The 24,506-nt window shown below is 75.9% G+C and carries 16 protein-coding genes and 1 pseudogene; 3 read left to right on the top strand and 14 right to left on the bottom strand.

The annotated features are described in order from the left end of the window. Positions 1-328: 328 nt before the first annotated feature. Complete coding sequence (locus AC068A_RS02435; protein ID WP_478579603.1) at positions 329-733, bottom strand: globin; 405 nt, start codon at positions 731-733, stop codon at positions 329-331. A 108-nt stretch (positions 734-841) separates the two neighbouring features. Here AC068A_RS02435 and AC068A_RS02430 point away from each other — a divergent pair, with 108 nt between their 5' ends. Then, entirely contained in the window at positions 842-1,957 is a 1,116-nt protein-coding gene (locus AC068A_RS02430) for a methyltransferase domain-containing protein (protein WP_478579601.1), read from the top strand. Here AC068A_RS02430 and AC068A_RS02425 read toward each other — a convergent pair. The 11 genes and pseudogenes from AC068A_RS02425 to AC068A_RS02375 form a co-directional block, all read right to left on the bottom strand. Beyond that, positions 1,938-2,972, bottom strand: a complete 1,035-nt coding sequence (locus tag AC068A_RS02425) for an FHA domain-containing protein (protein WP_478579598.1) — start codon at positions 2,970-2,972, stop codon at positions 1,938-1,940. The two genes, AC068A_RS02430 and AC068A_RS02425, sit on opposite strands and share 20 nt — an antisense overlap. Before the next feature lie 64 nt (positions 2,973-3,036). Next, the gene (locus AC068A_RS02420) at positions 3,037-4,362 is read right to left on the bottom strand and encodes a VWA domain-containing protein (RefSeq protein ID WP_478579596.1); all 1,326 of its coding nucleotides are present in this window, start codon (positions 4,360-4,362) and stop codon (positions 3,037-3,039) included. 70 nt (positions 4,363-4,432) lie between these two features. After that, positions 4,433-6,271, bottom strand: a complete 1,839-nt coding sequence (locus AC068A_RS02415) for a PP2C family protein-serine/threonine phosphatase (protein ID WP_478579594.1) — start codon at positions 6,269-6,271, stop codon at positions 4,433-4,435. Positions 6,272-6,274: 3 nt separating this feature from the next. After that, complete coding sequence (locus AC068A_RS02410) at positions 6,275-9,079, bottom strand: serine/threonine-protein kinase (RefSeq protein ID WP_478579592.1); 2,805 nt, start codon at positions 9,077-9,079, stop codon at positions 6,275-6,277. After that, positions 9,076-10,335: a hypothetical protein gene (locus AC068A_RS02405; protein WP_478580068.1), complete on the bottom strand. Its 1,260-nt coding sequence runs from the start codon at positions 10,333-10,335 to the stop codon at positions 9,076-9,078. Before AC068A_RS02405 ends, AC068A_RS02410 begins: the two co-directional genes overlap by 4 nt. A 71-nt stretch (positions 10,336-10,406) precedes the next feature. Then, positions 10,407-11,351, bottom strand: a complete 945-nt coding sequence (locus tag AC068A_RS02400) for a glutamate ABC transporter substrate-binding protein (protein ID WP_478580066.1) — start codon at positions 11,349-11,351, stop codon at positions 10,407-10,409. A gap of 149 nt (positions 11,352-11,500) precedes the next feature. After that, positions 11,501-12,901, bottom strand: coding sequence for a hypothetical protein (locus tag AC068A_RS02395; RefSeq protein WP_478580063.1), 1,401 nt, complete (start codon positions 12,899-12,901; stop codon positions 11,501-11,503). A 218-nt stretch (positions 12,902-13,119) separates the two neighbouring features. Next, positions 13,120-14,157 carry an N-acetylglucosamine kinase gene (locus tag AC068A_RS02390; protein WP_478579590.1) on the bottom strand — a complete coding sequence of 346 codons (1,038 nt, stop codon included), beginning with the start codon at positions 14,155-14,157 and terminating at the stop codon, positions 13,120-13,122. Continuing rightward, positions 14,148-15,434 carry a 6-phospho-beta-glucosidase gene (locus tag AC068A_RS02385; RefSeq protein WP_478579588.1) on the bottom strand — a complete coding sequence of 429 codons (1,287 nt, stop codon included), beginning with the start codon at positions 15,432-15,434 and terminating at the stop codon, positions 14,148-14,150. The genes AC068A_RS02390 and AC068A_RS02385 overlap by 10 nt, the downstream gene beginning before the upstream one ends. An 89-nt stretch (positions 15,435-15,523) precedes the next feature. Next, positions 15,524-15,865 (bottom strand): annotated as a pseudogene (locus AC068A_RS02380) (sugar kinase); the annotation flags it as partial. Between the two features lie 304 nt (positions 15,866-16,169). Then, the gene (locus AC068A_RS02375) at positions 16,170-17,258 is read right to left on the bottom strand and encodes a mechanosensitive ion channel family protein (RefSeq protein WP_478579586.1); all 1,089 of its coding nucleotides are present in this window, start codon (positions 17,256-17,258) and stop codon (positions 16,170-16,172) included. Between the two features lie 261 nt (positions 17,259-17,519). Here AC068A_RS02375 and AC068A_RS02370 point away from each other — a divergent pair, with 261 nt between their 5' ends. Beyond that, positions 17,520-18,056 carry an HNH endonuclease gene (locus AC068A_RS02370; protein WP_478579584.1) on the top strand — a complete coding sequence of 179 codons (537 nt, stop codon included), beginning with the start codon at positions 17,520-17,522 and terminating at the stop codon, positions 18,054-18,056. Positions 18,057-18,224: 168 nt separating this feature from the next. Here the strand turns inward: AC068A_RS02370 and AC068A_RS02365 are convergent, their stop codons facing one another. Then, complete coding sequence (locus tag AC068A_RS02365) at positions 18,225-19,031, bottom strand: alpha/beta fold hydrolase (protein ID WP_478579582.1); 807 nt, start codon at positions 19,029-19,031, stop codon at positions 18,225-18,227. 80 nt (positions 19,032-19,111) lie between these two features. Continuing rightward, the gene (locus AC068A_RS02360; protein ID WP_478579581.1) at positions 19,112-22,141 is read right to left on the bottom strand and encodes a beta-N-acetylglucosaminidase domain-containing protein; all 3,030 of its coding nucleotides are present in this window, start codon (positions 22,139-22,141) and stop codon (positions 19,112-19,114) included. A gap of 307 nt (positions 22,142-22,448) precedes the next feature. Between AC068A_RS02360 and AC068A_RS02355 the strand changes: the two genes are divergently transcribed. After that, positions 22,449-24,500 carry a 4-alpha-glucanotransferase gene (locus tag AC068A_RS02355; protein ID WP_478579579.1) on the top strand — a complete coding sequence of 684 codons (2,052 nt, stop codon included), beginning with the start codon at positions 22,449-22,451 and terminating at the stop codon, positions 24,498-24,500. Positions 24,501-24,506: the final 6 nt, after the last annotated feature.

Genomic DNA, 24,506 nt, shown 5'->3' with positions numbered 1-24,506 from the left:
GCGTGCCTCCTATTCCCCGCCCGGCTGCCTGCGGGCGGCCGGGCTTCCGTCGGACCGGGTCAGAGCGCCTGTCGGGCTCGAGTTGTCCGTCCGGCCGGGGGGAGCGCCGGACCGGCCCGCTGAGAGAGCACGCTCCAGGGCCGCTTCGTCCGCATCGGTCTTGGGAGCCACGGCTTCGTCCGCCTCCTGGGACATGGGACCTCCAATCTCCGTCGGTCGGGTTCGGCGGAGAGGTTCCCGGGAGGGGGCGCCGCGTACCGCGAGCCGCGGGCCCGTGCCCCGTACGGGCGCGGTGCGGGCGCTCGTACGAGGGCTCTTGTACGGCCGCTCAGTCCCCAGTGTTGATCATCGAGGCTGCGGCGTACGTCAGGTAGCGCCACAGCTGCGCCTCCAGCTCGGGCGCCAAGGCCAGCTCGCTGACGGCCTCGCGCATGTGGCGCAGCCAGGCGTCGTGCGCGGCCCGGTCCACCTGGAAGGGGGCGTGCCGCATCCGCAGGCGCGGGTGGCCCCGGTTCTCGCTGTAGGTGGTCGGGCCGCCCCAGTACTGCATCAGGAACAGGGCGAACCGCTCCTCGGCCGGTCCGAGGTCCTCCTCCGGGTACATCGGGCGCAGCAGCGGGTCCTGCGCCACCCCCTGGTAGAAGCGCCGGACCAGACGGCGGAAGGTCTCCTCGCCGCCCACCTGCTCGTAGAAGGTCTGCTCCTGAAGCGTGTCCCGCGGAATCTCGTTCACCCGACCATCGTCTCAGACGCCCGGACGGAGGACGGAGGTCTTAGGTCCACCGCCGACGGCGGTGGACCACGGTTCGCTTCCCGGGGGCCGCCGCAGGACAGTGGAGCCATGGGCGCACGTTCCCCGCGGTCCGCGCAGACCGCGCACACCGGGGCGCGGGACCTGCTGGCCACCGCGCACGCCGCCCAGGTGCGCGAGTTGACCGCGGCCGGGGTGCTGGAGGATCCCGTCTGGCGGGCGGCGTTCGCGGCCGTGCCCCGGCACGTCTTCGTCCCCTGGTTCTTCACCGGCCGGGGCGCCGGGCACGAGCGGTTGTGGGGCGAGGACCCGGATCCGGCCCGCCGGGCCCGCTGGCTGCGCGGGGTCTACACGGACGCGCCGCTCGCGACCCGGCTGCGCGACGGCGAGCTGGTGTCCTCCAGCAGCCAGCCGTCGCTGATGGCGAAGATGCTGGCCGCGCTGGACGTGCGCGACGGGGACGACGTGCTGGAGATCGGCACGGGCACCGGCTACAACGCGGCCCTGCTCTGCCACCGCCTCGGCGACGACCACGTCACCACGGTCGACCTGGACGAGGAGATCACCGAGTCGGCGCGGTCCCACCTGGCCCGGCTCGGCTACCGGCCGACGGTGGTCACCGGGGACGGGGCGCGCGGCTGCCCCGCCCGGGCGCCGTTCGACCGGATCCTGGTGACCTGCACGCTGCCGACGATCCCGCACGCCTGGCTCGGCCAGTGCCGGCCGGGGGCGCGGATCCTGGCCCCGCTGTCGACCGGCCTGATCGCGCTGCGCGTACGCGACGCCGACTTCGCGGAGGGCCGCTTCCTGCACACCGCGGCGTACTTCGTCCCGCTGCGCGGCGCCACGGTCGCGGCGGCGCCCGCCGCCGGATCCGGGTCCGGCGCGGGATCCGGTGCGGGATCCGGTGCGGGGGCGGGGGCCGACGCCTATGCGGAGGCGTGGACGGCGCACGGGCTGCCCTACGAACTGGTGGAGAACGAGCGGTTCCAGTTCATGCTGATGCTGACCGCCGACGCCCTGCACCCCCGCGAGGCCCTGGACCTGTGGCGCGGCGAGGGCCGGCCGGCCCGGGAGCGCTTCGGGGTGACGGTCAGCGCCGAGGGGCAGTGGGCGTGGCTCGACGACCCCCAGGGCCCCTACGTGTGGCCCCTGGGGGAGACGGAGGGACCCGATGCGGCCGGGGTCAGCCCCGGCGGATGGTGATCGTGGTCCAGGCGCCGACGTGGACGCGGTCGCCGTCGGAGAGCGGCACCGGCACGTAGGGCTGGATCGGGTCCTCGCCGCCGTTGATGGTGGTGCCGTTGGTGGAGTTCTGGTCCACCACCGCCCAGCTCAGGTCGGGCTGCTGGACGAGCACCGCGTGCTGGTGGGAGACGCCCGGGTCCTCCGGCGGCACGGACAGGTCGATGTCGGGGGACTCGCCCGTGGAGGCGCGGCGCCGGCCGATGGTGATCTGGCCGCCGGTGAGCGGAAGGTGCTGCTCCGGGGAGTAGGCGGGCAGGCTGAGGGCGGCCGCCTCGGGGCCGCTGCGCTGCATCATCGCCAGGAAGTACGAGCGGTCGGGGCCGATCGTCGCGGTCCAGGAGCCGCCGCCCTGCGACGGGAAGGGCTGCGACTGGTGCGGCTGCGGCTGGTGCTGCTGGGGCGACGAGTGCTGCGGCTGGTGCTGCTGGTGCTGGGGCGACGAGTGCTGCGGCTGGTGGGGCTGCTGGTATGCGTGGTGCTGCTGGTACTCCGGTTGCCGGTACTGCTGCGGCGGAGCCTGGTGCTGCTCGTGCGACGGCGGCTGGAGCAGCCAGTCGTCCTCCCGCTGAAGCGGCTCGGCCGGGCGGTTCACCCGGGACGGCCGCGAGCCCTGGTAGTCGAAGGGATCCTGCGGGAAAGGCTGCGGCGCGTGAGCCGGCGGCGGGGGCGGCGGCGCGGCTGCGGCCCCCGCCGCCTGCCCGAGCGGGGAGTACGAGGTCGCCGACCGCGTCAGGAAGTTGTACCGGCATTCCTCGCAGAAGGGCGCCATGGCCTCGCGCGGGGTCCGGCACTGCGGGCAGAGCTCGGCCTGGGCGGTCGGCTCACCGGTGGTGGGAGGGTAGCCGTAGCCGTAGGAGGGCACGGCGGACGCGGCGGACGCGGCGGACGCGTCCTGGGCGGCAGACATGCGGTGGCCGCAGACCTCGCACCAGTCGTCGGAGGCGGACTGGTGCCCGTTCGGGCAGGTCGGCATGGCGGCTCTTCCCCCTTCGGCCTGCGCCATCGCGTCAGGCCCTCGCAGGTCTTCTCAGGTCTTCTCAGGTCTTCTTCACTCGGACGGTCTGGACCGAACGCGTTTCGAGAGTCATCTCGTCGGCATCCGCGACCTTCGCCTTCAGCCGCACAGTACCCGCCACGGCGTCGACCACATCCACCACCTTCGCCAGCAGCTTGGCCGTGTCCGCGTTACCGGAGACGCTCGCCAGCTGCACCGCTCGCCCCAACTTGGCCGTGGCACCGCCGACATCGCCCAGTTTGCGTGCTTGGAGGCCCTGTTGGATAGCCTGCGCCAGCTCCGCCTGTCCGGTGTAGTGGGCGACCTGCGGGTTGATGGCGGTGGAGGCGGCCGGATCGGAGGTCCATACCGCCCGGACCAGTCCCTGGCCGAGCACGGTGGGCTGCCCGCCCGGCGGCCCGGGCAGGACCATCGAGGCGCGGGCAGCCAGCATCTCCTGCCCCACCGCCGCGGGGGGCACGCGGACGCACACGTGGTACTCGCGGCACTCGTCGCCCCAGGAGCCCGTCGGGTAGTCCCCGGCGCGCGGGCCGGCCCCGGTGCGGCGGCCGGTGAGGTCCTGGACGGCGGGGGCGACCTGCCTGACGTACTGGATCTCCGCGCCGACCGGGGTCCACAGCCGCAGGGCGACGTCCGCGACCTCCTTGCCCATGGCCTTCTCCATCATGCGCGTGAAGTCCTCGGTGAGGTGCGCGGGATCGGCCACGATGTCGGCGGACCCGAGCAGCGCACTCGCGATGCCCCTGACCTCGTCGACCTCCCAGTCGGTGCCCACCCCGCGGGCGTCGCAGGTGAAGCGGCCCGCGCAGGCGTCGAGGGTGGCGCGCAGCACGGCCGGGTCCTCGTGCTCGTTGCGGCCGTCGGTCAGCAGGATGCCGTGCCGGATGGGGGCCGTGGATCCGCGCAGCAGGCCGTCGGCGAGGCGCAGCCAGGTGCCGATGGCGGTGCCGCCGCCCGCTTCGAGGCCGCGCAGGGCCTCCTTGGCCTCCGCGCGGGTGACCGGTGCGGCGACGGCGAGGCCGCCCCGGCCGGGATAGACCTCCTTGGCCGCATGGTTCCCGGCGATGACGGCGAACGAGGTGCCGTCGCGCAGGGTGTCGATCGCGGCGGCGGTGGCCTCGCGGGCGCCGCGCATCTTCTCCGGCGGGTACTCCATGGACCCCGAGCAGTCGACCATGATCACGACGGCCGCCCCGCCGCGGGCGGCCGGCGCACGGGTGGCGGTGGCGCCGCCGGTCGAGGTCACCGAGACGATGGCGTGGACCTCGCGCCCGCCCTCGGGAAGGAACTCGTTCTGGTACACCTCCACGCTGAAGCGCGGGGCGCTCGGCTTGGCGAAGTTCGCCATCGGGGGGACTCCTAGAGCAGGGGGTGGGGGAGCGGGTCGGCTCCGGCCCGGTCGGGTCCGGGAGGTCCGGTCAGGCCTGGGGGCGTGCCGCTCCTGCTTCCGCTTCGGGTTCCGTGTCGGTGCGTGCGTCCGTGTCCGTGGTGGTCGTGCGCGTGGTGTTCGTGTTCGTGGTGTTCGTGGTGTTCGTGGTGTTCGTGGTGTTCGCGTTCGAGCCGGTGCGGGCGGTGCCGGCCCGGTCGGGCTCCGGCTCGCCGCCGGGCGGCGCCGCGAACGGCACCACGGCCACGGTCACGTTGTCGTGGCCGCCGCCGTCGAGGGCGTGCCCCACCAGGACCTGCGCGCTGTGCAGGGGCCGGAACGCGGCGTCCGCGGGCAGGACCCGGGCCATCTCCAGCGCGGACTCGGCGTAGTTCCACAGGCCGTCCGTGCAGACGACCACGACGCCCGCGTGGTCCGGCTTGAACGTGGCCGTGTGCGGCTCCAGGTCGTACGCGTCGGCCCCGAGCCAGCCGGTGATGGCGTGCGCGCGGACGTCGGCGTAGGCCTCGGCCTCACCCATCAGGCCCGCCGCGACCATCTGCGCGGCCCAGGAGTCGTCCTCCGTCAGGCGGCGGGGCAGTGCGCTGCGGTCGTCCGGGACCCAGTAGGCGCGGCTGTCGCCGACCCAGCCGATGGTCAGCAGGCCGCCGCAGACGACCGCGCCGACCAGGGTGCAGGCCGGGGCGTTCTGGGCGCCCGGGACCTCCGGCGCCAGGGCGGCCACCGCGGCCGCCGCGGCCATGATGGCCTCGTGCATGGCCTCCTGCGGGTGGGTGCCGCGGGGGAGGGCGTCCAGCAGGGCCTCGTTGGCCGCGGCGGCCGCGGCGGCCGAGGCGTCGTCGGGGCGGCTGGCGGAGGAGACGCCGTCGCAGACGATGGCCACGGTGGCGGTGGAGCCGTCGCCCAGGGCGGTGGCCGCCACCGCGAACGAGTCCTCGTTGCGGTGGTGGCGCAGCCCGCGGTCGCTGACGGCGGCCACACTGCCGAGGGCCTCCTCGACGTGGTCCCGCTCCCGGGGCTGGGCGTGCCCGCAGTGCTCGCAGTACCCGTCGGTGTCGACCTGCCCGGCCCGGCAGGCGACACACGTCTTCCCGCCGGTCCCCTGCGGGGTGCCCGCCCCCTGCGGGGCGCCCGTGCCGTACGGGTTCTCCTGGCCCGCGGGCGCGCTGCCGTACGGGGTGTCGTACGGGGCGTCGTACGCGGCGGGGCCGCTGCCGTGCGGGGGCTCGCCGCCCGCCGCGGGGGCACCGTACGGGTTCTGCCGGCCCTGCGGGGTGCCGACGTACCCGGGCTCCGGCGCGGGCGGGGCCGCCGCGTACGGGTCGTGCCCGGCGGGGGCGCCGGTGTGCCGGGGCTCGTGTCCGGCCGCCGCCCGGGTGCCGTACGGGTCCTCCCGGCCGGCGTACGTGCTGCCGTACGGGGCTTCGTCCGTGCCCCAGTGCGGGCCGCCGCCGGGGCGGTCGTGGCGGGTCTCGCCGCCGCCGAACACCCCGCCCTGCGGCGCCTGCCCCGCAGGAGCGGACCAGGGGGCCGCGGCTGCGGCCGCGCCCCACCCGGGCTCGGGGCCCGCGAGGGGATACCCGTCCGCCGCCGCGGCCGAGGGTTCCCGGGTGGCGGCGGGAGCCGGGATCGCCGCAGGCGCCGCGGCAGGTCCGCCCGGGGGCGGCGGGGCCGGGTGCCACTGGCCGCCGGGGGCGGCGGGGGCTCCGGGCGGGGCCGGCGCCGGGGCCGGGAGGGCGAGCGTGGGCTGCTCCGGGGGGAGGGGAGGCGGGAACGCGCTGACGGGGGAGCCGCAGACCCCGCAGAAACGGTCCCCTTCCTCAAGGGGCTCCGCGCAGCTGGGGCAGCCAGACAGCCGATGCATCGACATCACTCACACCCACGTCCGGGGGCGGAAACGGTTGGCCCGCTCCACCAGTTCGATCCTGTCCTCGCCCCGCTGCGCCAGCCGCGCGAGAACGCGGTACGAGCGCTCCAGGCCGAAGCGCAGGCCCTGCTCGTCCAGTTGACTGCCGAGCAGCGTGGTGCGGCCGGGGTCACTGCCCCGGCTACCCGACAGTACCCAGTCGAGGGCCAAGCCCAGAACCTCGGTCGACAGCCGTTCGCGGCGCACCGCGTCGAGGCCGAGCCGCTCAAGCGCCTCCACCTGCACGGCAGCTGCCGTCAGGTCAGGCAGCAGGGCCTCCTCGGGAGACCGGTCGCGCAGACGTGCCCGTACCGCTGCCACCCGTGCGGCCGTGTAGTGGATGGACGACTCCGGCACGGACTCCAGCGTGCGCACCGCCGCGCTCCGGTCGCCGGCGGCCAGCTGGACCCGGGCCAGGCCGAAGGCCGCGCTGACGAACCCCGGGTCGGTGATCCAGACGAGCCGGTAGTACTCGGCGGCGTTGTCCAGCTGTGCCAGGACCTCGGCGCACAGGCCGAGGGCCAGCTTCGGCGCGGGTTCGCCGGGGAAGGCGTCGTAGATCGCGTCGAAGGACAGGGCGGCGATCGCGTCGTCGCCGGCGGCCAGCGAGGCGATGCCGCGGGCCCACACCACCCGCCAGTCGTCCGGGTGGCGGGACTCCAGGTCCGTCAGGACCACTCCCGCGGCCTCCAGTTCGCCCAGTTCCAGGTGCGCCCGCAGCTCCCGCAGCCGCAGTTCGGCCGAGTCGGCGGGCGCCGAACCCAGGGCGCCCAGCAGGTCGCCCGGAGCGGACGCGAGGAGCCCGGCCAGGAACCCGGCATTGGGGTCCCCCGCGTCGACCAGCGGCACCGGCAGCGCCAGCGCCGTGTCCCGGGCGTCGAGTGACGCCAGCCGGGTGAGCACAAGCGACTCCTGCGCCGGAGCCGGAGCCGGAGCCGGGCCAGGGGTCGGAGCCGGCCTCGGAGCGGGCACGGACGCGGCCACGGCCATGGCGGGGCCGCCGCTGCGCCGGGTCGCCTCGGAGCCCAGCGGCGCCGCCGCGACGGCGGACCCCGGCGCGGGAGCCCCCGCGGGCACCGCGGCAGCTGCGGCGGCAGCCGCCGCCGGGGCGGCTGCGGACCTCCGGACGGGTACGCCCCGGCCGCCCCGGCCCGCCCCGCCGAGCCGCGCGGACCAGCCGGGCCCGCCGCCCCGGCGCCCCGTCACCTCCCGCACGCCCAGCCGGGACACCTCCGCGCCGGCCAGGTCCGCGAACAGCCGCGTGTCCGGGACCCGGGTCTCGGGCCCGAACAGGGTGGACAGCTGCGGCCGCGGCGTACCCGTCTGGAGGGCGACGACCTCGCGCAGCACGCCCGTCAGCTGGTCCGCCATCTCCTGCGCGGACGAGAACCGCCGGTCCGGATCCGGATCCGTGGCCCGTACCAGCAGCCGGTAGAAGGACTCGTACCGCTGGAAGACCTCGATGTGCTCGGGATCCGGCAGCGAGTCCGCGAAGACGTTCGTGTAGCCCTGGAAGTCGAAGGTGAGGACGGCCAGCGTGCGCGCCACCGTGTACAGGTCGGAGGCGACGGACGGGCCGAGCTCGGCCACCTCGGGCGCCTGGTAGCCGACCGTGCCGTAGATGGCCGACTGGTCGTCGTCCATCCGGCGCACCGCGCCCATGTCGATCAGCTTCAGCTGGTCCTGCTGCTGGATGGCGTTGTCGACCTTGAAGTCGCAGTACAGGAGGTTGCGGCTGTGCAGGTGCCCGAGGGCCTCCAGCGCCTCGATCCCGTACGCGCAGGCCTGCTCGACCGGCAGCGGGTCGCGGCGGCCGTCGGGCCGGCGCCGCTCGTTGGCGATCTCCTTCAGGGACTTGCCGCCGACGTACTCCATGACGATGTACCCGTCCAGCGAACCGGTCCGCTGGTCCAGGTGCTCCACGAAGTTGTAGATCCGCACGATGTTGGAGTGCTCGATCTCGGCGAGGAAGCGCCGCTCCGATATGGCGGCGGCCATCGCGTCCTGGTCCCCGGTGTCCAGCAGGCCCTTGAGCACCACCCACCGGTCGGCGACGGCCCGGTCCACCGCCAGGTACACCCAGCCGAGGCCGCCGTGCGCGAGGCAGCCCGCGACCTCGTACTGGCCGTGCACGACGTCCCCCGGCCGGAGCTTGGGAACGAACGAGTACGGGTGCCCGCACTTGGTGCAGAACCCCTCGGTCCGGCCGGGCCGGTCCCCGCGGGCCCGGCCCACGGGAGCCCCGCAGTCCGACCGCGAGCAGAACCGCTTGCGCTCCGGCACCTCCGGGTTCCGCAACACCGCCGTCGACGGGTCCGGGCGCGGCACCTCCGGCACGTTGACCAGCCCGGCCCCCAGCCTGCTGCGGCCCGAGGAGCCGGCCGACGAGCCCGAACTGCGCACCGACACCGAGCGGGTGGACGCGACCCCCGGCAGCCGGCCCGACACCGAGCGGCGCGAGGACGAGGAGCGCGACGACCGGGAGGAACGCGACGTCCCGGAGGAGCCGGAGGAGCGGGAAGAGCGGGAGGAGCGCGCCGAGGACGAGTTCGACGAGGACCCCGGCCGGCCCGAGCCCTGCGAGCCCCGCGGGTCCGCGTGCCGTGCCGGGCTCGTCATCCCCGTCGGCGGGGACACCAGCTCCTCCGCGCCGGCCGCGACGGAGCCGACGGGCGCCAGCCCGCAGGTGTCGCAGTACAGCCCGCCGCCGCCCATGTCCTCGTACGACCCCGGGCAGCCGGGGCGCATGCACGCGGTTCCGGCCAGGCTCATGCGTCCTCCTCACCCGGCCCTGCGGGCCGGTCCTGCTGCGGTGCCAGTGACTCGGCGGCCGCCTGCTGGTAGCGCAGCACGGCGTGTTCGGCGGCCCGCAGGTCGCACGGGGCGCTCCACAGCATCCGCCGTGCCGTGTCGTACCGCTCCACCAGCAGCGGGTCCTCCGCCAGCCCGTGCCGGGCCACCTTCGCACGGTACGCGTCCAGCCGCCCCCGCAGCTCGGCCCGCACCGCCAGCGGTGCCGTCACCGCGGTCAACGAGTCGCGGGCCCGCCGCAGTTCCTCCTCGGCGCGCTCCTCCAGCGCCTCCAGCAGCGGCGAGAGCCGGTGCCAGCGGGAGTTGCGCCGGTGGTCGGACGCGAGGGCCAGCTGCTCCTGGAGTGCGGTCGGCGGTCCGCTCACCACCGGAACCTCCGATGCCGCGATCTTCGCGAGCACCTCGGTGCGGGCCGTGCGGGCCTCCGCGAGGGTCCGGTCGGCCCGCGACAGCACGTCCCGCAGGCTGATCAGCCGCTGCTCGGCGTCCTGCCGAACGGCCAGCACCGCCTCGATCTCCCGGCGTACGTCCTCCAGCGCGAGCGCGGCCCGGTCGTAGCGGGTGGTGTCCGGGCGGCCGCCGCCGGGCGCGGAGCTGCCCGCCGCCGGCTGCCAGAACGCCAGCGGGTCGGCGATGACCCGGGCGCGGAGCCCGGTCAGTTCGGCGGTGATGGCCTCCAGGTCGTCGCCCGAGGGGTGCTCGCCCGGGCGGACCCCCACCGAGTGGGCGAGGGAGCGGGTGCGGCGCAGCTCCGCGGAGAGCAGGTCGATCCGGGCGGGCAGCGCCGACCACACCGCGTCGGCGGCCACCACCACGTCCAGCGAGCTCGCGTACAGCTCGTTCATCCGGGCCACCAGCTCGGCGAGCGAGAGCCGCTCCGCCATGGCCGCACCCTCCGCCCCGGCCCCGGCGATCAGCACGCCGGGCCCGCGCAGCCGCTCGGTCAGCTCGACCAGCTCCTCGCGGGCGGGCCAGCGGCGCCGCTCCCGGATCTCCCGGGCGGCGTCCAGCGCCCCGCTGTAGGCGTCGAAGTACGTCCACAGCCGGGTGATGGCGGCATCGGCGGCCGCCCACCGCTCCTTGGTGACCCCCGTCAGGTCGGCGCCCTCCAGCAGCCGGCGCCCGGCGTGGTCCTGGAGGGCGAGCAGCGAGGTCTCCACGGCCTCGTGCTCCGCGCCGAGCCGGGCCAGGGCACGGTCGACGTCGTCCCGGTTCATCACGGCCGAACCAGCCTCCACCTGACCTGCCTCCGCCTTCCTGCCGTCGGGTTCCCGCTCTGCCACCGGCCTCAGTCCCGGTACTTGGGAGCGGGCGGACCGGCCACACCGGGCAGCACCGGCTTGAGGTGCGTGGTGTAGGCCTGCATCCAGGGGCTGCCGTCACCGCCGGCGCGGTAGCCCTCCAGCACCTTGTTGACCCGCCGCACCAGGTCGGCGGCCTCCTTGTTCATGGCCACCCCGTAGAACTCCTTGGTGAACGGGGAGCCGACGAGCCGCACCGACGGGTCCTGCGCGGCCTGGCCGGCCGCCAGCGCGTTGTCGGTGATGATGCCGTCCACCTCGCCCAGCTGGAGCCGGACCAGGCAGTCCAGCTGGTTGGGCACGCTGACCGGCACCGCGCCGTACGACTGGCCCTTCAGGGCGGCCTCGGCGGTGGAGCCGGCGGCCGTGCAGATCCTGCGGCCCTTCAGCGTGGTGTTGTACCCGGTGATCGGCGAGCCCTTGGGGGCCAGCACCTGCTGCCCGGCCTCGAAGTAGGCGGTCGAGAAGGCGACGTCCTCCAGCCGCTTGCAGTTGATCGTCATGGTGCGGACCACGACGTCGACGCGGCCGTCCTGGAGGGCGGGGATGCGCTCGCTGGTGGGGATGGCCCGGTAGATGACGGCGTTCTCGTCGCCCAGGATGTCCTTGGCGATGGCCTTGACCAGGGCGATGTCGAAGCCGTCGAGGCGGCCGTCGACCGGGTTGCGGTAGCCCCACTTGAAGCTGTTCTGGTCGACGCCCGCGACGAGCTTGCCCGCCTTGCGGATCCGTTCGGTCGTGGGCCCGTCCCCGCCGGACGGGCGCAGGCTGGCCTCCGGGTCCGGGCAGGTGTCGGTGAGCGTCCAGGACGTCTGCGGGGCGGCCGGCACCGCGTCCGGCGGGCGGACCACGGCCGGGCGGCCGCCGTCCGGGGACGCCTGGGCCAGCGGCAGCAGCACGGTTGCCGCCGTCACCGCGCAGGCGGCCGCCATCGCGCTGACCCCGCCCCAGCCGCGCAGCCGGCGGGCCGGACGGCGCACCCAGGACGCGCGGGCGCGCCCGGCGGCCGGGCGGCCGCCGGCTCCGGCGGCGCCCTGCCCGTCCCCGCTTCCGTCCTGGCTCACGCGTATCCGCATCGCTGTCACCTGTACTCCGAAAGCCGGCGCCCTATGCCGAGCAGGGCCGCACCGGCGCCGACGACGGCCAGGGCCGCCGAACCCGTCATCAGACCGCCCAGCGCGCCGAGCCCGTCGCGGGCCGCCAGGGTGAACTCCTGCTGTTCGTGGGCGAGGGCCTGCTCCAGCGAGGCGTCCACCCGGTCGAACGAGGCCCCGCTGCTGTCCTTGTGGTCCTTGTCCCCGATGACCTGGGGCAGCGCGTCCTCGTAGGCGCCCTTCAGGTCCGTCTCCCGGGCCGCCGCGTGCCGCTGCTTCCACTGCCGGACGGCGTCCGCCGCGTGGGACACCGGCTCCCTGCCGGGGTCGTCGTCGGCGAGCCGCAGGGCCTTCGCCAGACCCGCGTCCAAGTCCTTCATGTCGGCCGCGTAGTCCACGTCGTACTTGTCGGACTTCTTGTCCTCGGCCAGGACGGCGCCCCGCGCGATCAGCGTCAGGTTCTCGTTCGCGCGGGCCTGGAGCGCGGCGATCCGCGCGTCGTTGAGGACCTTCAGGGACTCCTGGCCGTCCGTGCGCGCCTCGGCCAGCGCCGACCGCGCCAGCCCGTGCCCCACGGCCAGCCACAGCAGGACCACCACGGAGGCGGCGGTCGCCGCGAGGAGACCGTGGTTGAAGACCCGGTTCGTGCGCCGGTAGTTGCGGTGCTGCGCCCACGCCAGCGCGGCCAGCGCGAGCAGCCCGGTGCCCAGCGAGGCGAGCGGCAGGGCGCGGGCGTCGTCGTGGTCCCGGTGGAGCCGGCCCGTCTCCGCCTCGTACAGCCGCTGCGCGGCCGGCAGGAGCTGGGTGCTCATCTGCTCGTTGGCGTGGCGCAGGTAGGCGCCGCCGAGCGGCAGCCCCTGCTTGTTGGTGGCCCGCGCCTGTTCTATGAGCCCGGTGTAGCGGGGAAGCTGCTCGCCGAGCAGGGCGATCTGCTTGCGGGAGTCCTCGTCCGCCGCGGTGTTGGCGGCCGCGCTCACCAGCAGCCGGGAGGCGTTCGCGATGTCCGCCTCGTACCGCTTGCGGACCTCGCGCGGCTCGTCCGCCCCGGCCAGGAAGCCGCTGGAGGAGGCCGTGTCGGCGTCCGCGAGGGAACGGTAGATGCTCGCCGCGTCCGCGCTGAGCGGCTGGCTGCGGCCCACCACGTCGTCCGCGGCGGCGACCCGGTCGGAGACCTCCCACACCGTCACCACGCCGAACAGGAGCACCAGCGCGGCCAGGACGGCGCCGATGATGCGCAGCCGGCCGGGCTCGGTCGTGGCGGCGGCGCGCAGCCGCTCCGCGCCCTCGGCCCAGGCCGTACCCGGCCGGGCCGGGCCGTCCGGGGGTGCCGCGGGCGGCCCCGCGGCCGGCCCGGCGGCGCCGCCGGGCGCGTGCGCGCGTGATGTGATGGCCACCCTGACCTCCCCCTCGGTGCTGCCTCGGTCCTGAAATGCTTCGCAGCAGTATGGCCGGAAGGGCGGTCGATCACAGCACCCGGTGCCGGATCCCGCGTGAACCGCCCCTTGCGCGCGCCCCCCGACGCGCCCCGCCATCCCCACCACCCCTTCACCGTCCATACGTCTGCCCGCCCGTCACGGTTCCAGACGCGGGGCCCCCGCGGGCAGGTTCACCCGAAATGGGCACGCAGTTCCGCGTGGGCCGCGGACGGCGCCCCCACCGCGTCCAGCCCCAGCAGTGCGGCCCCCAGCACCGGCGGGGCCGCGACCACCGACACCCGGGCCAGCGGCGCCCGCTCGGCCAGCCCCGCCCGGATCGGCCCGTCGAGCTGCGGGTGCCCCGCGGTGAGGACACCCCCGCCGAGCAGCACCGGAGCCTCCTGCGCGAGCAGGTCCAGCCGGGCCAGCGCCACCGACGCCATGGTCACCACCTCCTCCGCCTGCCGCTCCACGAGCGCCGCGGCCACCCCGTCGCCGGCCGCGGCCACCTCGAACAGCACCGGCACCAGCTCGTGGACCCGCCGCTGCGCCAGGTGCCCCAAGTGCAGTGCCTCGATCAGGGCGGCCATGGAGCCCAGCCCGAAGTGGCCCGGCAGGGCCGCCGCCAGCCCGGTGGGCCCGCCCCGGCCGTCCTCGGCCCGCGCCGCCCACCACAGGGCCTCCCGGGCCAGGCAGCCCCCGCCGCCCCAGTCGCCGGAGATCGGGCCGACGGACGGGAACCGGGCGGTGCGCCCGTCGGGGAGCATGCCCACGCAGTTGATGCCCGCCCCGCACACCACGGCCACCCCGCGGGGCGGCTCCGCCCCCGACAGCCCGGCCCGCAGGATGGCGAAGGCGTCGTTGCGGACCTGCGTGGCCGCGCCCCAGCCGCGGGCCGCGATCGCGTCGGCCAGCTGCTCCTCCTCCACCGGGAAGTCGGCGCCGGCCAGGCAGGCCGAGACCGTGTCGGCGTACGGGAGGACGCACGGCGCCCCTTCCGTCCCACCCGCCCCGGGCAGCCCTGCCGCCCCGACGGCCTGCGCGACGGCCCGCTCCAGTACGTCCACGGCGGCGCCGATCCCGGTGAGCTGCGGCTGGAAGCCGCCGGACCGCCCGGTGCCCAGCACCCTGCCGTCCGCACCGACCAGGGCCGCGTCCGTCTTGCTGTTGCCCGCGTCGATGGCGAGGACCGCGGCCCGCCCCGCGGCGGGCGGCCGGTTCACGCCCACGGCAGGTACTCCTTGTTGTGCGCGAGGAGCCGGTCCGTCAGCCCCTCCGCGCGGTCGAACTGGCCGACCAGCGGGTGCGCGAGCAGCGCCCGGAACACCCGCTCCCGGCCCCCGCGCAGGGCCGCGTCCAGTGCCAGGTCCTCGTACGCCGTGACGTGCCCGATCAACCCGGCGAACAGCGGGTCCAGCCGGGGCGCGCCCAGGGGCACCGGCCCGGACCGGTCGACGCGGGCCTGCACCTCGACGACCGCGTCGTCCGGCAGGAACGGCAGCGTCCCGTTGTTGAGCGTGTTGACCACCTGCACGGAGGCCGACCCCGGGCCGCCGCGGCCGGTTCCGTCGCCGAGCAGCGCCGCCGCCAGGTCCACGGCCGCCTCCGAGTAGAACGCCCCGCCCCGTCGGCCCAGCAGGGCCGGCTTCTCGTCCAGCGCCGGGTCGGCGTACAGGGCGAGCAGCTCCCGCTCCATGACGGCCACCTCGGCCGCCCGCGACGGCTTCGACCCCAGCTCCCGCACCACCTCGTCGTGCGCGTAGAAGTACCGCAGGTAGTACGAGGGCACCACGCCGAGCCGGTCCAGCACCGCGTGCGGCAGCCGCAGCTCGGCGGCGACGGCCTCCCCGTGGGCGGCGAGCAGCCCCGGCAGCAGGTCCTCGCCGGCCGGGCCGCCCCGGCGCACACCCAGCTCCCACGTGAGGTGGTTGAGGCCGACGTGGTCCAGGTGGAGGTCGGCCGGCGCCAGGTTCAGCAGCGCCGCGAACCTCCGCTGGAGCCCGATGGCCACGTTGCACAGCCCGACCGCCTTGTGCCCCGCCCGCAGCAGGGCCCGGGTGACGATCCCGACCGGGTTCGTGAAGTCGATGATCCAGGCGTCGGGGTTGGTCCGCCGGACCCGCTCGGCGATGTCCAGCACCACCGGGACCGTGCGCAGCGCCTTGGCGAGCCCGCCGGCGCCGGTGGTCTCCTGGCCGATGCAGCCGCACTCCAGCGGCCAGGTCTCGTCGCCCAGCCGGGCCGCCTGCCCGCCGACGCGCAGCTGGAGCAGCACCGCATCGGCGCCCTCGACCCCCGCGTCGAGGGCGCCGGTGGTGGTGACCGCGGCCGGGTGGCCCTGCCGGGCGAAGATCCGCCGGGCCAGCGCGCCGATGAGCTCGAGGCGCTCGGCGGCGGGGTCGATCAGGACCAGCTCGCCGACCGGCAGGGTGTCGCGCAGTCGGGCGAAGCCGTCGATCAGCTCGGGGGTGTAGGTGGAACCGCCGCCCACCACTGCGAGTTTCATGGTCACGGTCGCCGGCCTTTCAATCGGGTCGAGGTGGATCCGGGTGACGCTTCGACGGACGCCTTGGAGGCGAAGGAGACGGGGCGGGGTCAGCGGCGGGAGGTGTCGAAGACCTCGTCGCGGGTGGCGGCGAGGGCGCTCTCCAGCGCACCGCGCAGAACGGGCCGTTCGCGTACGGTCCCGGACACCAGGCGGGGCCGGGAGGGGGCGAGGTCGGCGAGCTCGGCGGCGACCAGCTTGCGCAGAACGCCCCCGCCGGCGTCGTGCACCGCGCCGGAGAGGACCACGATCTCCGGGTCCGGTACGGCCGCCGGCGAGGCGGGTCCGGTCGCCGGCGCGGTGGCGTACCGCCGGAGCGGCCGCAGCTGCACGCCCTCGGGGTGCGCGGCGGCGGGCACGAGCAGCGCGACTCGGCCGCCGGCTCGGTCACCGCCTGCACCCCGGCCGGCGCCTGGCCGCGGGCCGCGACGATCCGGCCCGGGGTGACGTCCACGCCGGCGACGCGGGCGCCTGCGGGTTGACCGCGTACAGCTGAGCGCCGGAGCCGGGGCCGGGGCCGGGCCGGATGCCGGGTGTGCGGGAGGTCGTGCCGGTCATGGGCGCTCGCGCTCGCTCTCGCGTCCCGGAACTGTCAGGTAAGTTTCCTGTCGGTTTTCGGGGCCTGTCAACGGGACTGCCCCCGCAGGCCTTGGCCTGCGGGGGCAGTCTCCTCGTGCTCCGCGCTCTTCGCGGCGCCTACTTGGTGATCCGCGGGGAGCCGGCCGCGGCCGGCGCCGGGATCGGGGCCGCGGCCTGGGCCTGCGGGGACACCGGGTTGGCCAGGGCGGACGGCGGGGCCACGGATGCCGACGGGTCCGCCGGGGCCTCCTCCTCGTCCGCGGCCGGCAGCCCGCCGATGATCCCGATGCCCGCCTCGTCGAATGCCTCCTTGATCCGCCAGCGCAGCTCGCGCTCGACGGCGAACTGCTGGCCCGGCATCGTCTTCGCCGACACCCGCACCGTCATGGAGGCCAGCAGCACCTCCTCCAGGCCCAGCACCTCGACCGGCCCCCACAGCCGCTCGTCCCACGGGGTCTCCTTGGCCATCCGGTCGGCGATGGTCCCGACCACCTCGCGGATCCGGGGGAGGCTCTCCGTGGGCTTGACCTGGATGTCCACGCCGGCGGTCGCCCAGCCCTGGCTGAGGTTGCCGATCCGTTTGATCTCGCCGTTGCGGACGTACCAGATTTCACCGTTGTCGCCGCGCAGCTTGGTCACGCGCAGGCCGACCTCGACGACCTCGCCCGAGGCCACCCCCGCGTCGATCTTGTCGCCGACGCCGTACTGGTCCTCGAGGATCATGAACACGCCGGACAGGAAGTCCGTCACCAGGTTCCGGGCGCCGAAACCGATCGCCACGCCGGCCACACCCGCGCTCGCGAGGAGCGGGCCCAGGTTGATGTCCAGGGTCCCCAGCACCATCAGGCTCGCCGTGCCGAGGATCAGGAACGACGCCACGGAGCGCAGCACCGAGCCGATCGCCTCGGAGCGCTGCCGGCGCCGCTCGGCGTTGACGAGCAGCCCGCCCAGGGCCGTGCCCTCCACGGCCTCGGCGCTCCGGTTCATGCGTCCTATCAGCTTGGTCAGCGACTTGCGGACCACCGAGCGCAGCGCGGCCGCGATCACCACGATCAGCAGGATCCGCAGGCCCAGGTACAGCCATCCGGCCCAGTTCTCCTCGATGAAACTGGCGGCGTTCGTGACGCTGTCGTGGGCCTCCTTCACCGACGCGGCGGGGTCCGGGGCGTTGGCTGCCAGGGGCAACAGGGCGGCGGGCCAGGGCACGGCGGGTACCTCCAGGTGTAGCGGTCTGCCCGTGAAAGGGGTGTGCCGGACAGACCAACCACACTAACGGGGCATTCCCGTGACCCTGTTGCCGTGTTCGAGGGAGAGACCAGGCTCACCTGGGGATGAAGGGAGTGTGGTTGAAAACACTTCCGACCCGTTACGGGCGCGTGGTGGCGCTTCGACCAGCCGTAAGGAGAGACTGGAGAGCAGATCGTCCCGGCGCGAGCCACGCGCCGCCGGCGTACAAGGAGGCAGTCCGTGCCGCACGTCCTGGTCCTCAACGCGTCGTACGAGCCGCTCGGCGTCGTACCGCTCCGCCGCGCGCTCGTCCTCGTCCTGGAGAACAAGGCCGTCTCCCTGGAGGAATCCGGCGCCTTTCTGCACAGTGCAACCCGGGTCGTCCCCGCTCCCAGCGTGGTAAGGCTCAAGCGCTTCGTGCGGGTCCCCTACCGGGGGCCCGTTCCACTCACCCGTCGCGCGCTGTTCGCCCGTGACGGCGGCCGCTGCATGTACTGCGGCGGCGTCGCCACGAGCGTCGACCACGTCATCCCGCGCAGCCGGGGCGGGCAGCACGTGTGGGACAACGTGGTCGCCGCATGCCGGCGGTGCAACCACGTCAAGGCCGACCGGCACCTGGTCGACCTGGGCTGGCGGCTGCGCCACCAGCCGGCCCCGCCGTCGGGGCTCGCATGGCGGATCATCGGGACCGGGCACCGGGACCCGCGCTGGATGCCGTACCTCCAGCCGTACGGTGCGGACGACGCCCTGGACCGCATCGGCGTCGCCGCCTCCTAGCGCGGCGGCTCCGGCGTGCGCGAGGGCCCCGGCCGGCTGCCGGGGCCCTGCGCCGTGGCCCCGTGCCGCCGCCGTGTCCCGGGCCCTGCACCGTGTCCCGGGCCCTGCACCGTGTCCCGGGCCCTGCACCGTGCGCCGTGCGCCGGGTCGGCTGCCCGGCCGGAGAGGTCAGGCGGCCGCTTCGGCGTGGAGCTCCTCGATCAGGTGGGCGACGGCCTCCGGCTCGCGCAGCGTCGGGTAGTGGTCGGACCCGGCGAGGCGGACCAGGCGGCAGCCGGGGATCCGGGCCGCCATCTCCTCGTTGCAGCGCACGACCTCGACCCGGTCCAGCTCGCCCAGCGCCAGCAGCGCCGGAGCGGTGATCTCCCCGAGCCGGTCGAAGGCGGGGGCGTCCTCCCGCTGGAGCCCGGCACTGGAGAACCAGGCGGGCAGCACCCCCCTGAGCCAGTCGGCCGCGACGGGATCCGCCTCGGGCGTGCCGCCGCCGGCCAGCCCCCACATGCCGAGCCCGAGCCGGACGATGCCCTCCATCTCACCGGCGGCGGCCAGCTTGCCCACCTGCTCGACGAACCCGGGCGCCATCAGCCCGTCGTAGCCGGTGACCCCGGGCACGAACAGGGCGAGGCCCGCCACCCGGTCCGGAGCGTGCAGGGCCAGGCTGATCGAGGTGGCGCCGCCCATGCTGGAGCCGACCAGCACGGCTCGGGCCAGCCCGAAGTGGTCGAGGACCGCGGTGAGGTCCGCCACCTGGGAGTACGGGGCGGTGGGCGCGGGCGAGCGGCCGAAGCCGCGGGCGTCGTAGCGGATCACCCGATGCCGTGCGGCGAGCGCCGGGAGCAGCGGGTCCCAGACCGCCGAGTCGGCGACACCGGGGTGGAGCAGGACCAGCGGCAGCCCGCCGGCCTTGCCTTCCGCGCCCTCGCCCGAATCCTCCGCCCAGACCTCGCCGTTGCCGACCGACACCATGGTTTCCATGATCCCCAGTCTTGCCGCCGGCCGGCGCCCGTACCAGACCGATTCCGGCCGATCCGCCGGGATCCGGCCGCGGCCGCCGGTCAGCGGACGACGGCGTAGGCCTCCGCCGAGAACAGGCTGCAGCCGTACTTCGTGGCGCGCTTCTCGCAGGTGACCCGGACGAACCGGGCGTCTGCCGGGTCCAGGCGGACGGATTCCACCCCGCCCCGGGAGCCCGTCACGGCCGCCGCCCGCCGCCAGGACGACCCGTCCGTGGAGGTCTCCACGCGGTACGCGGACGGGTACGCGTCCTGCCAGTGCAACACCAGCAGCCCGATCCGGGCCGGGGCCGCGAGCTCCGCCTGCCACCACACGCCGTCCGCCGCCGGGGAGGACCACCGCGTCGCGGCGTTCCCGTCCACCACGGCCGAGGCCGGGAACGCCGGGGTCTCGTCCCCCGACGACGAGGCCTTCGCCGAGCGGAACAGGTCCGGGCCGCCGGTCTTCGGGACGGCGCGGACCGTCAGCACCCGGGTCTGCCCGGCGAAGGCCACCGGCACCCGGTAGCCGCCCGCGGGCGTGCCCGCCGGGACGGTCACCGACACCGGCACCTGGACCCGGGTGCCGCGCGGCACCTTCACCTCGGCCGGCAGCTTCACCGCGACGCCCGGCGGCGCCGTCGCCGTCAGCGGTCCCCGCACCTCGCCGGGCCGCAGCGCCGACGCCTCCGCGGTGACCGTCTTCGCGGCCCCGCCGATCTCCACGTCCACCGACTCCGGCAGCTCGAACGCCGCCTCCGGCCCGTCCGCCAGCCACGGCACCACGCGGTGCACCACCGGGTCCTCCCCGGCCCACGACAGCCGGACCGCGTCCGCGGCGACCCCGCCGGCGTCCGCCTGGGTCCAGCCCGACGCCGCCGCCGGGGCCACCTTGCGCCAGCCCTCGCCCGGCACGTGCACCTCCACGGCCGCGCCCCGCGTGCCCTCCGGCAGCGGGTTCGTCATGACCGTCACCGCCGACACCGGCCGTGCCGAGTCCAGCCGGACCGTCCAGGCACCCGGCTCCCGGGTCACGGTGCCCGTCTGCCGGGCCGCACCCGTCCAGGCGTCCGCCTCCGCCGCGGACTTCGCCAGGAAGGCGTCCAGGACGGACTTGTCGACGCGCCCGGCGGCGTCCGGCTCCGCCAGCTTCCTGCGGGCCTCCGCCAGCGTCTGCGAGATCCGCCAGGCCGCCGCCCCGTCCCCGCGGGTCTGGGCGCGCAGCAGGTCCACCGCCAGCTCGCCCGCCGTGCCGTACGCCGACAGCCGCGCCAGCCACGGCCCGGCCTCGCCGGCCAGGCCGGGCAGCCGGTCGGGCGCCTCCCGCATGGCGGTGAACGCCGCCCGCAGCCGCTCCCCGGCCGCCGCGTCGCCCGTGCCGCGGGCCTGCCAGAACTCGTCCACCAGCGGGCGCAGGTACGCCGACTCGGGCAGGGCCAGGGCCGACGAGGCCGTGTTGCCGGCCAGCGCGGCCAGGGCCTTGCGGGCGCGCGGGTCGGGGCCCGCCAGCTCGGCGACGGCCGCCGCCCAGGAGTCCCCGGCCCGGTAGCCGCCCGGGTTCCAGGCGAAGTCCGCGGCCGTGAACAGCGGTATCCGGGACAGCGAGGCCTGCTGCATCGCGTTGGCCAGCAGCCCCGCCGAGCCGCCCGCGACCGCCGGCTCGCGTCCCGTGTACGGGCCGAGGAAGATACGGCCCGGGTCCCAGTCGTTGACCGGGTAGTTGTCCATGGTGATCAGCGGGTGCTGGCCGAAGGCGCTGCGGGCCCCGGCCAGTTCCCTGCCGGTGATCGTGCGCGGCACCACGCCCACGCCCGTCCACGCGACCTCCACCCGCTCGTCGAGCCGGTCGGCCAGGGCGGTGCGGTACTTGGTGGCGCCGTTCTGGTGGTACTCCGTCGGCAGCAGCGACAGCGGGGCCGCGCCCGGATGCCGTGCGGCCAGGTGCGCGGCGAGCTCCCCGGCGACCTCCGCGTGGGCCTTCGCGGCCGCCGCCGGGCCGGTCCCGTACCGGACCCGGTCCGCCCGGCAGCCCCACTCCGAGTAGCTGACGTCCTGGAACTGCACCTGGAACGCGCGGAAGCCCAGCTCCCACATGGCGTCCAGCTTGCGGGCCAGCGCCGCCCGGTCGGCGGCCGAGGCCAGGCACATCGACTGACCGGGCGACACGGCCCAGGCCAGCACGACCCGGTTGGCACGGGCCCGCTCGGCCAGCGCCCGGAACTCGTCCTGCTGCGCGCGCGGGTACTCCGCGCGCCACTCCATGGTGCGGTACGGGTCGTCACCGGGCGCCAGCAGCAGCCGGTTCTGCTTGGTACGGCCCATGAAGTCCAGCTGCGCGAGCCGCTGCTCCTGTGTCCACGGCTGCCCGTAGAACCCCTCGGTGATCCCGCGGACCGGCGCGGCCGGCCAGTCCCGCACCCGCACGCCGGGCACCTTCGCCCCGCCCGCCGCCAGCAGCTGGCGCAGTGTCTGCGCCCCGTGGAACAGCCCGTCCTCGCCCACGCCGGCCAGCGCGACCGTGTCCCGGCCCGCGGCCTTGCCGACGGCCAGCCGGTAGCCGCCGCGGGGCAGGTCCCCGGCCTCGGTGGCGCCCAGCGCCCGCAGCGCCTCCTCCGCGCCGGGGCCGTCCAGCCGTACGACGGTGCCCCGTTCGGGCAGCGGCGCCCCGGGGCCCGGCTCGTGCAGGATGCGGACCCCCGCCTCGCGCAGGGCGGTGCGGACCACGTCGACCGCGTGCGGATCGGCGTCGGGCGCCGCGACCAGGACGGCCTGGCCGCCCAGGGGGACCTCCCGCGCCGGATCGGCGGTCATCGACTGCGGCCGCGGCCACACGGCGGGCCCTTCGGCGGCGGTGCGCTGCACGGTCGCGCCCGGGTCGAGCAGCGGGCCGGCGGCCGCGCCGGACGGCGCACCTCCGGGAGCGGCGGCGGTGCCGTTGCCGGTGCCGACGCCCGGGCCGGGGCCGCCTGCCGCGTCCGGTGCGCTGGACGCCACCAGGGAGCCCAGCGGCCCGGCGACCACCGCACCGCCCACCAGCGCGCCTATGACGGCGATGGCCGCCGCCGTGGTCCGCTTCCTGCCCTTGAGCTGCACGAAGCCTCCTCGTCCCGCCTGCGTCCCCCGCTCGTACGAACGAGCCCGAGCCCACCACCCGTGCGGGCGGAGTGTCAATGCGGGCGGGTGTTCTGACCCAGAACCGCCAGGAATGCCGGGCCGTGCGCTGGGTATGGCTGCGGTGTCGAACGGCGTTGTTCCCTGCTCCTGACCCGCCCTCACCGCCCGCACGGAAAAAGGAAGGCCCCCACCCCGTGGACATCGCCGCCACCGCCGCCGGCGGCTGAGCGGCCTCCCCGAGGCCGCTCGGCCCGCCGGCCCCCTCCACACCGACCCAGGGACACATATGGACGACCTCGCCCGGCTCGCGGCGCTGCACGGCGTCGCCACCACCTACCAGCCCGCCGAGGGCGTCACCGTCCGGGTGCCGGAGGCCACGACCGTCCGCGTGCTCGGCATGCTGGGGGTGCACACCGAGACCCCGGAGGACGTCCGGGCCGAGCTCGCCGAGGCGGAACGGGCCGCGGCGGAGCGGCTGCTGCCGGGCGTGCTGGTGTGGTGGGCCGGGTCCGCGCCGCCCGCCGAGCCGGCCGCGCTGCCGCCGGGCACGCGGTTCCGGCTGGAGCTGGAGCCGGAGGGCGACGGCGACGACGGCGAGGACGGCGAGGACGGCGGGTCGGGCGCCACGGCAGAGTGGCAGCCCGGCTCCGGGCCCGTCCCCCCGCTCGGCGTGCACCGGCTCCACGCCGAGACCCCCGACGGCCGCACCGGCACCGCCACGCTGATCGTCGCCCCGGAGCGGGCCCCCGCCGCGCCCGAGCGGGGGACCCACGGGCTGCTCGTCCAGCTCTACTCCCTGCTCTCGGAGCGCTCCTGGGGCATGGGCGACCTCGGCGACCTGGCGGACCTGGCCCGCTGGGCCGGCCGCACCCACGGGGTCGGGTTCATCCAGGTCAACCCGCTGCACGCGGCCGTGCCCGGGACGCCGACCGATCCGTCCCCGTACCGCCCGTCCTCGCGCCGCTTCCCCGACCCCGTGCACCTGCGGATCGAGGACGTCCCCGAGTACGCCGACTGCCCCGACCGCGAGGCCCTCGCCGAACTCGCCGCCCGCGGCGGCGCCCTGCGCCGCGCGGTGCTGGACAAGGGGGCGCTGATCGACCGGGACGCCGTCTGGGAGCTCAAACGGGCCGCCCTGGAGCTGCTGTACGCCGTCCCGCCCACCCCCGAACGGGAGGCCGCCTACCGCGAGTTCCGCGTCCGGCAGGGACCGGCCCTCGACCGGCACGCGAGCTGGTGCGCCGGGCGCGCCGGCGAGGACCCGAAGGGGCGCGCCGACTTCCACCGCTGGCTGGTGTGGCTGACGGACACCCAGCTCGCCGCCGCCCAGCAGGCCGCCCGCGAGGCCGGCATGGCGGTCGGCATCGTCCACGACCTGCCCGTCGGGGTGCACCCGAACGGCTCGGACGTCTTCGGCCTGCCCCTGTACGCCGAGACCGCCAGCGTCGGTGCGCCGCCCGACGCCTTCAACGCGCGCGGCCAGGACTGGGGCCTGCCGCCGTGGCGGCCCGACCGGCTGGAGGCGACCCGGTATGCGCCGTTCCGGCAGCTGCTGCGCGGGGTGTTCCGCCATGCCGGGGCGCTGCGCATCGACCATGTGATGGGGCTGTTCCGGCTGTGGTGGATCCCGGAGGGCTTCCCGCCCGCCGAGGGCGCGTACGTCCGTTACGACGGGGAGGCGATGCTCGCCCTCCTCGTGCTGGAGGCGCACCGGGCCGGCGCCCTGGTCATCGGCGAGGACCTCGGGACGGTGGAGCCCGGGGTGCGCCGGGAGCTGGCGCGGCGCGGGGTGCTGGGCACCTCCGTGCTGTGGTTCGAACGGGACTGGGCGGGCGGCGGGGAGCCGCTGCCGCCCGGGGCCTGGCGGGCCGACTGCCTGGCCACCGCCACCACCCACGATCTGCCGCCCTCCGCGGCCAAGCTGGCGGGCAGCCACGTCGAACTGCGCGACCGGCTCGGCCTGCTGGCCCGCCCGGTCGGGCAGGAGCGGGCCGAGGACGCCGCCGACACCGCGCGGTGGCTGGACGCGCTCGCGGCGCTCGGCCTCGACACCAAGGGCGAAGAGGCCGCCGTCGCGGCCCTGTACGGGTTCCTGCTGCGCACCCCGGCGCGGCTGGTCGGCGTATGGCTGCCGGACGCGGTCGGCGACCGGCGGCCGCAGAACCTGCCGGGGACCTGGGACCAGTACCCCAACTGGCGGCTGCCGCTCGCGGACGCCGCGGGACGGCCGCTGACCCTGGAGGAGCTGGCCGCCTCACCTCGCGCGAACGCCCTGCTGAGCGCGGTGCGGGAGGGCGCACGGGCCCGTACGGCACCCCCGGGCGCGCGCCCCGTTTAGGTGTTC

The organism is Streptomyces sp. NPDC043854 (genome assembly GCF_056436005.1).
The sequence above is the reverse complement of the archived record's forward strand: the minus strand, read 5'-3'. Positions and strand labels throughout refer to the sequence as shown.

Excerpts from the sequence above, each read along its gene's own strand:
- AC068A_RS02430 (WP_478579601.1), top strand. The coding sequence starts at position 842 with ATGGGCGCACGTTCCCCGCGGTCCGCGCAGACCGCGCACACCGGGGCG.
- AC068A_RS02425 (WP_478579598.1), bottom strand. The coding sequence starts at position 2,972 with ATGCCGACCTGCCCGAACGGGCACCAGTCCGCCTCCGACGACTGGTGC.
- AC068A_RS02420 (WP_478579596.1), bottom strand. The coding sequence starts at position 4,362 with ATGGCGAACTTCGCCAAGCCGAGCGCCCCGCGCTTCAGCGTGGAGGTG.
- AC068A_RS02415 (WP_478579594.1), bottom strand. The coding sequence starts at position 6,271 with ATGTCGATGCATCGGCTGTCTGGCTGCCCCAGCTGCGCGGAGCCCCTT.
- AC068A_RS02410 (WP_478579592.1), bottom strand. The coding sequence starts at position 9,079 with ATGAGCCTGGCCGGAACCGCGTGCATGCGCCCCGGCTGCCCGGGGTCG.
- AC068A_RS02405 (WP_478580068.1), bottom strand. The coding sequence starts at position 10,335 with ATGAACCGGGACGACGTCGACCGTGCCCTGGCCCGGCTCGGCGCGGAG.
- AC068A_RS02400 (WP_478580066.1), bottom strand. The coding sequence starts at position 11,351 with ATGGCGGCCGCCTGCGCGGTGACGGCGGCAACCGTGCTGCTGCCGCTG.
- AC068A_RS02385 (WP_478579588.1), bottom strand. The coding sequence starts at position 15,434 with ATGAAACTCGCAGTGGTGGGCGGCGGTTCCACCTACACCCCCGAGCTG.
- AC068A_RS02365 (WP_478579582.1), bottom strand. The coding sequence starts at position 19,031 with ATGGAAACCATGGTGTCGGTCGGCAACGGCGAGGTCTGGGCGGAGGAT.
- AC068A_RS02355 (WP_478579579.1), top strand. The coding sequence starts at position 22,449 with ATGGACGACCTCGCCCGGCTCGCGGCGCTGCACGGCGTCGCCACCACC.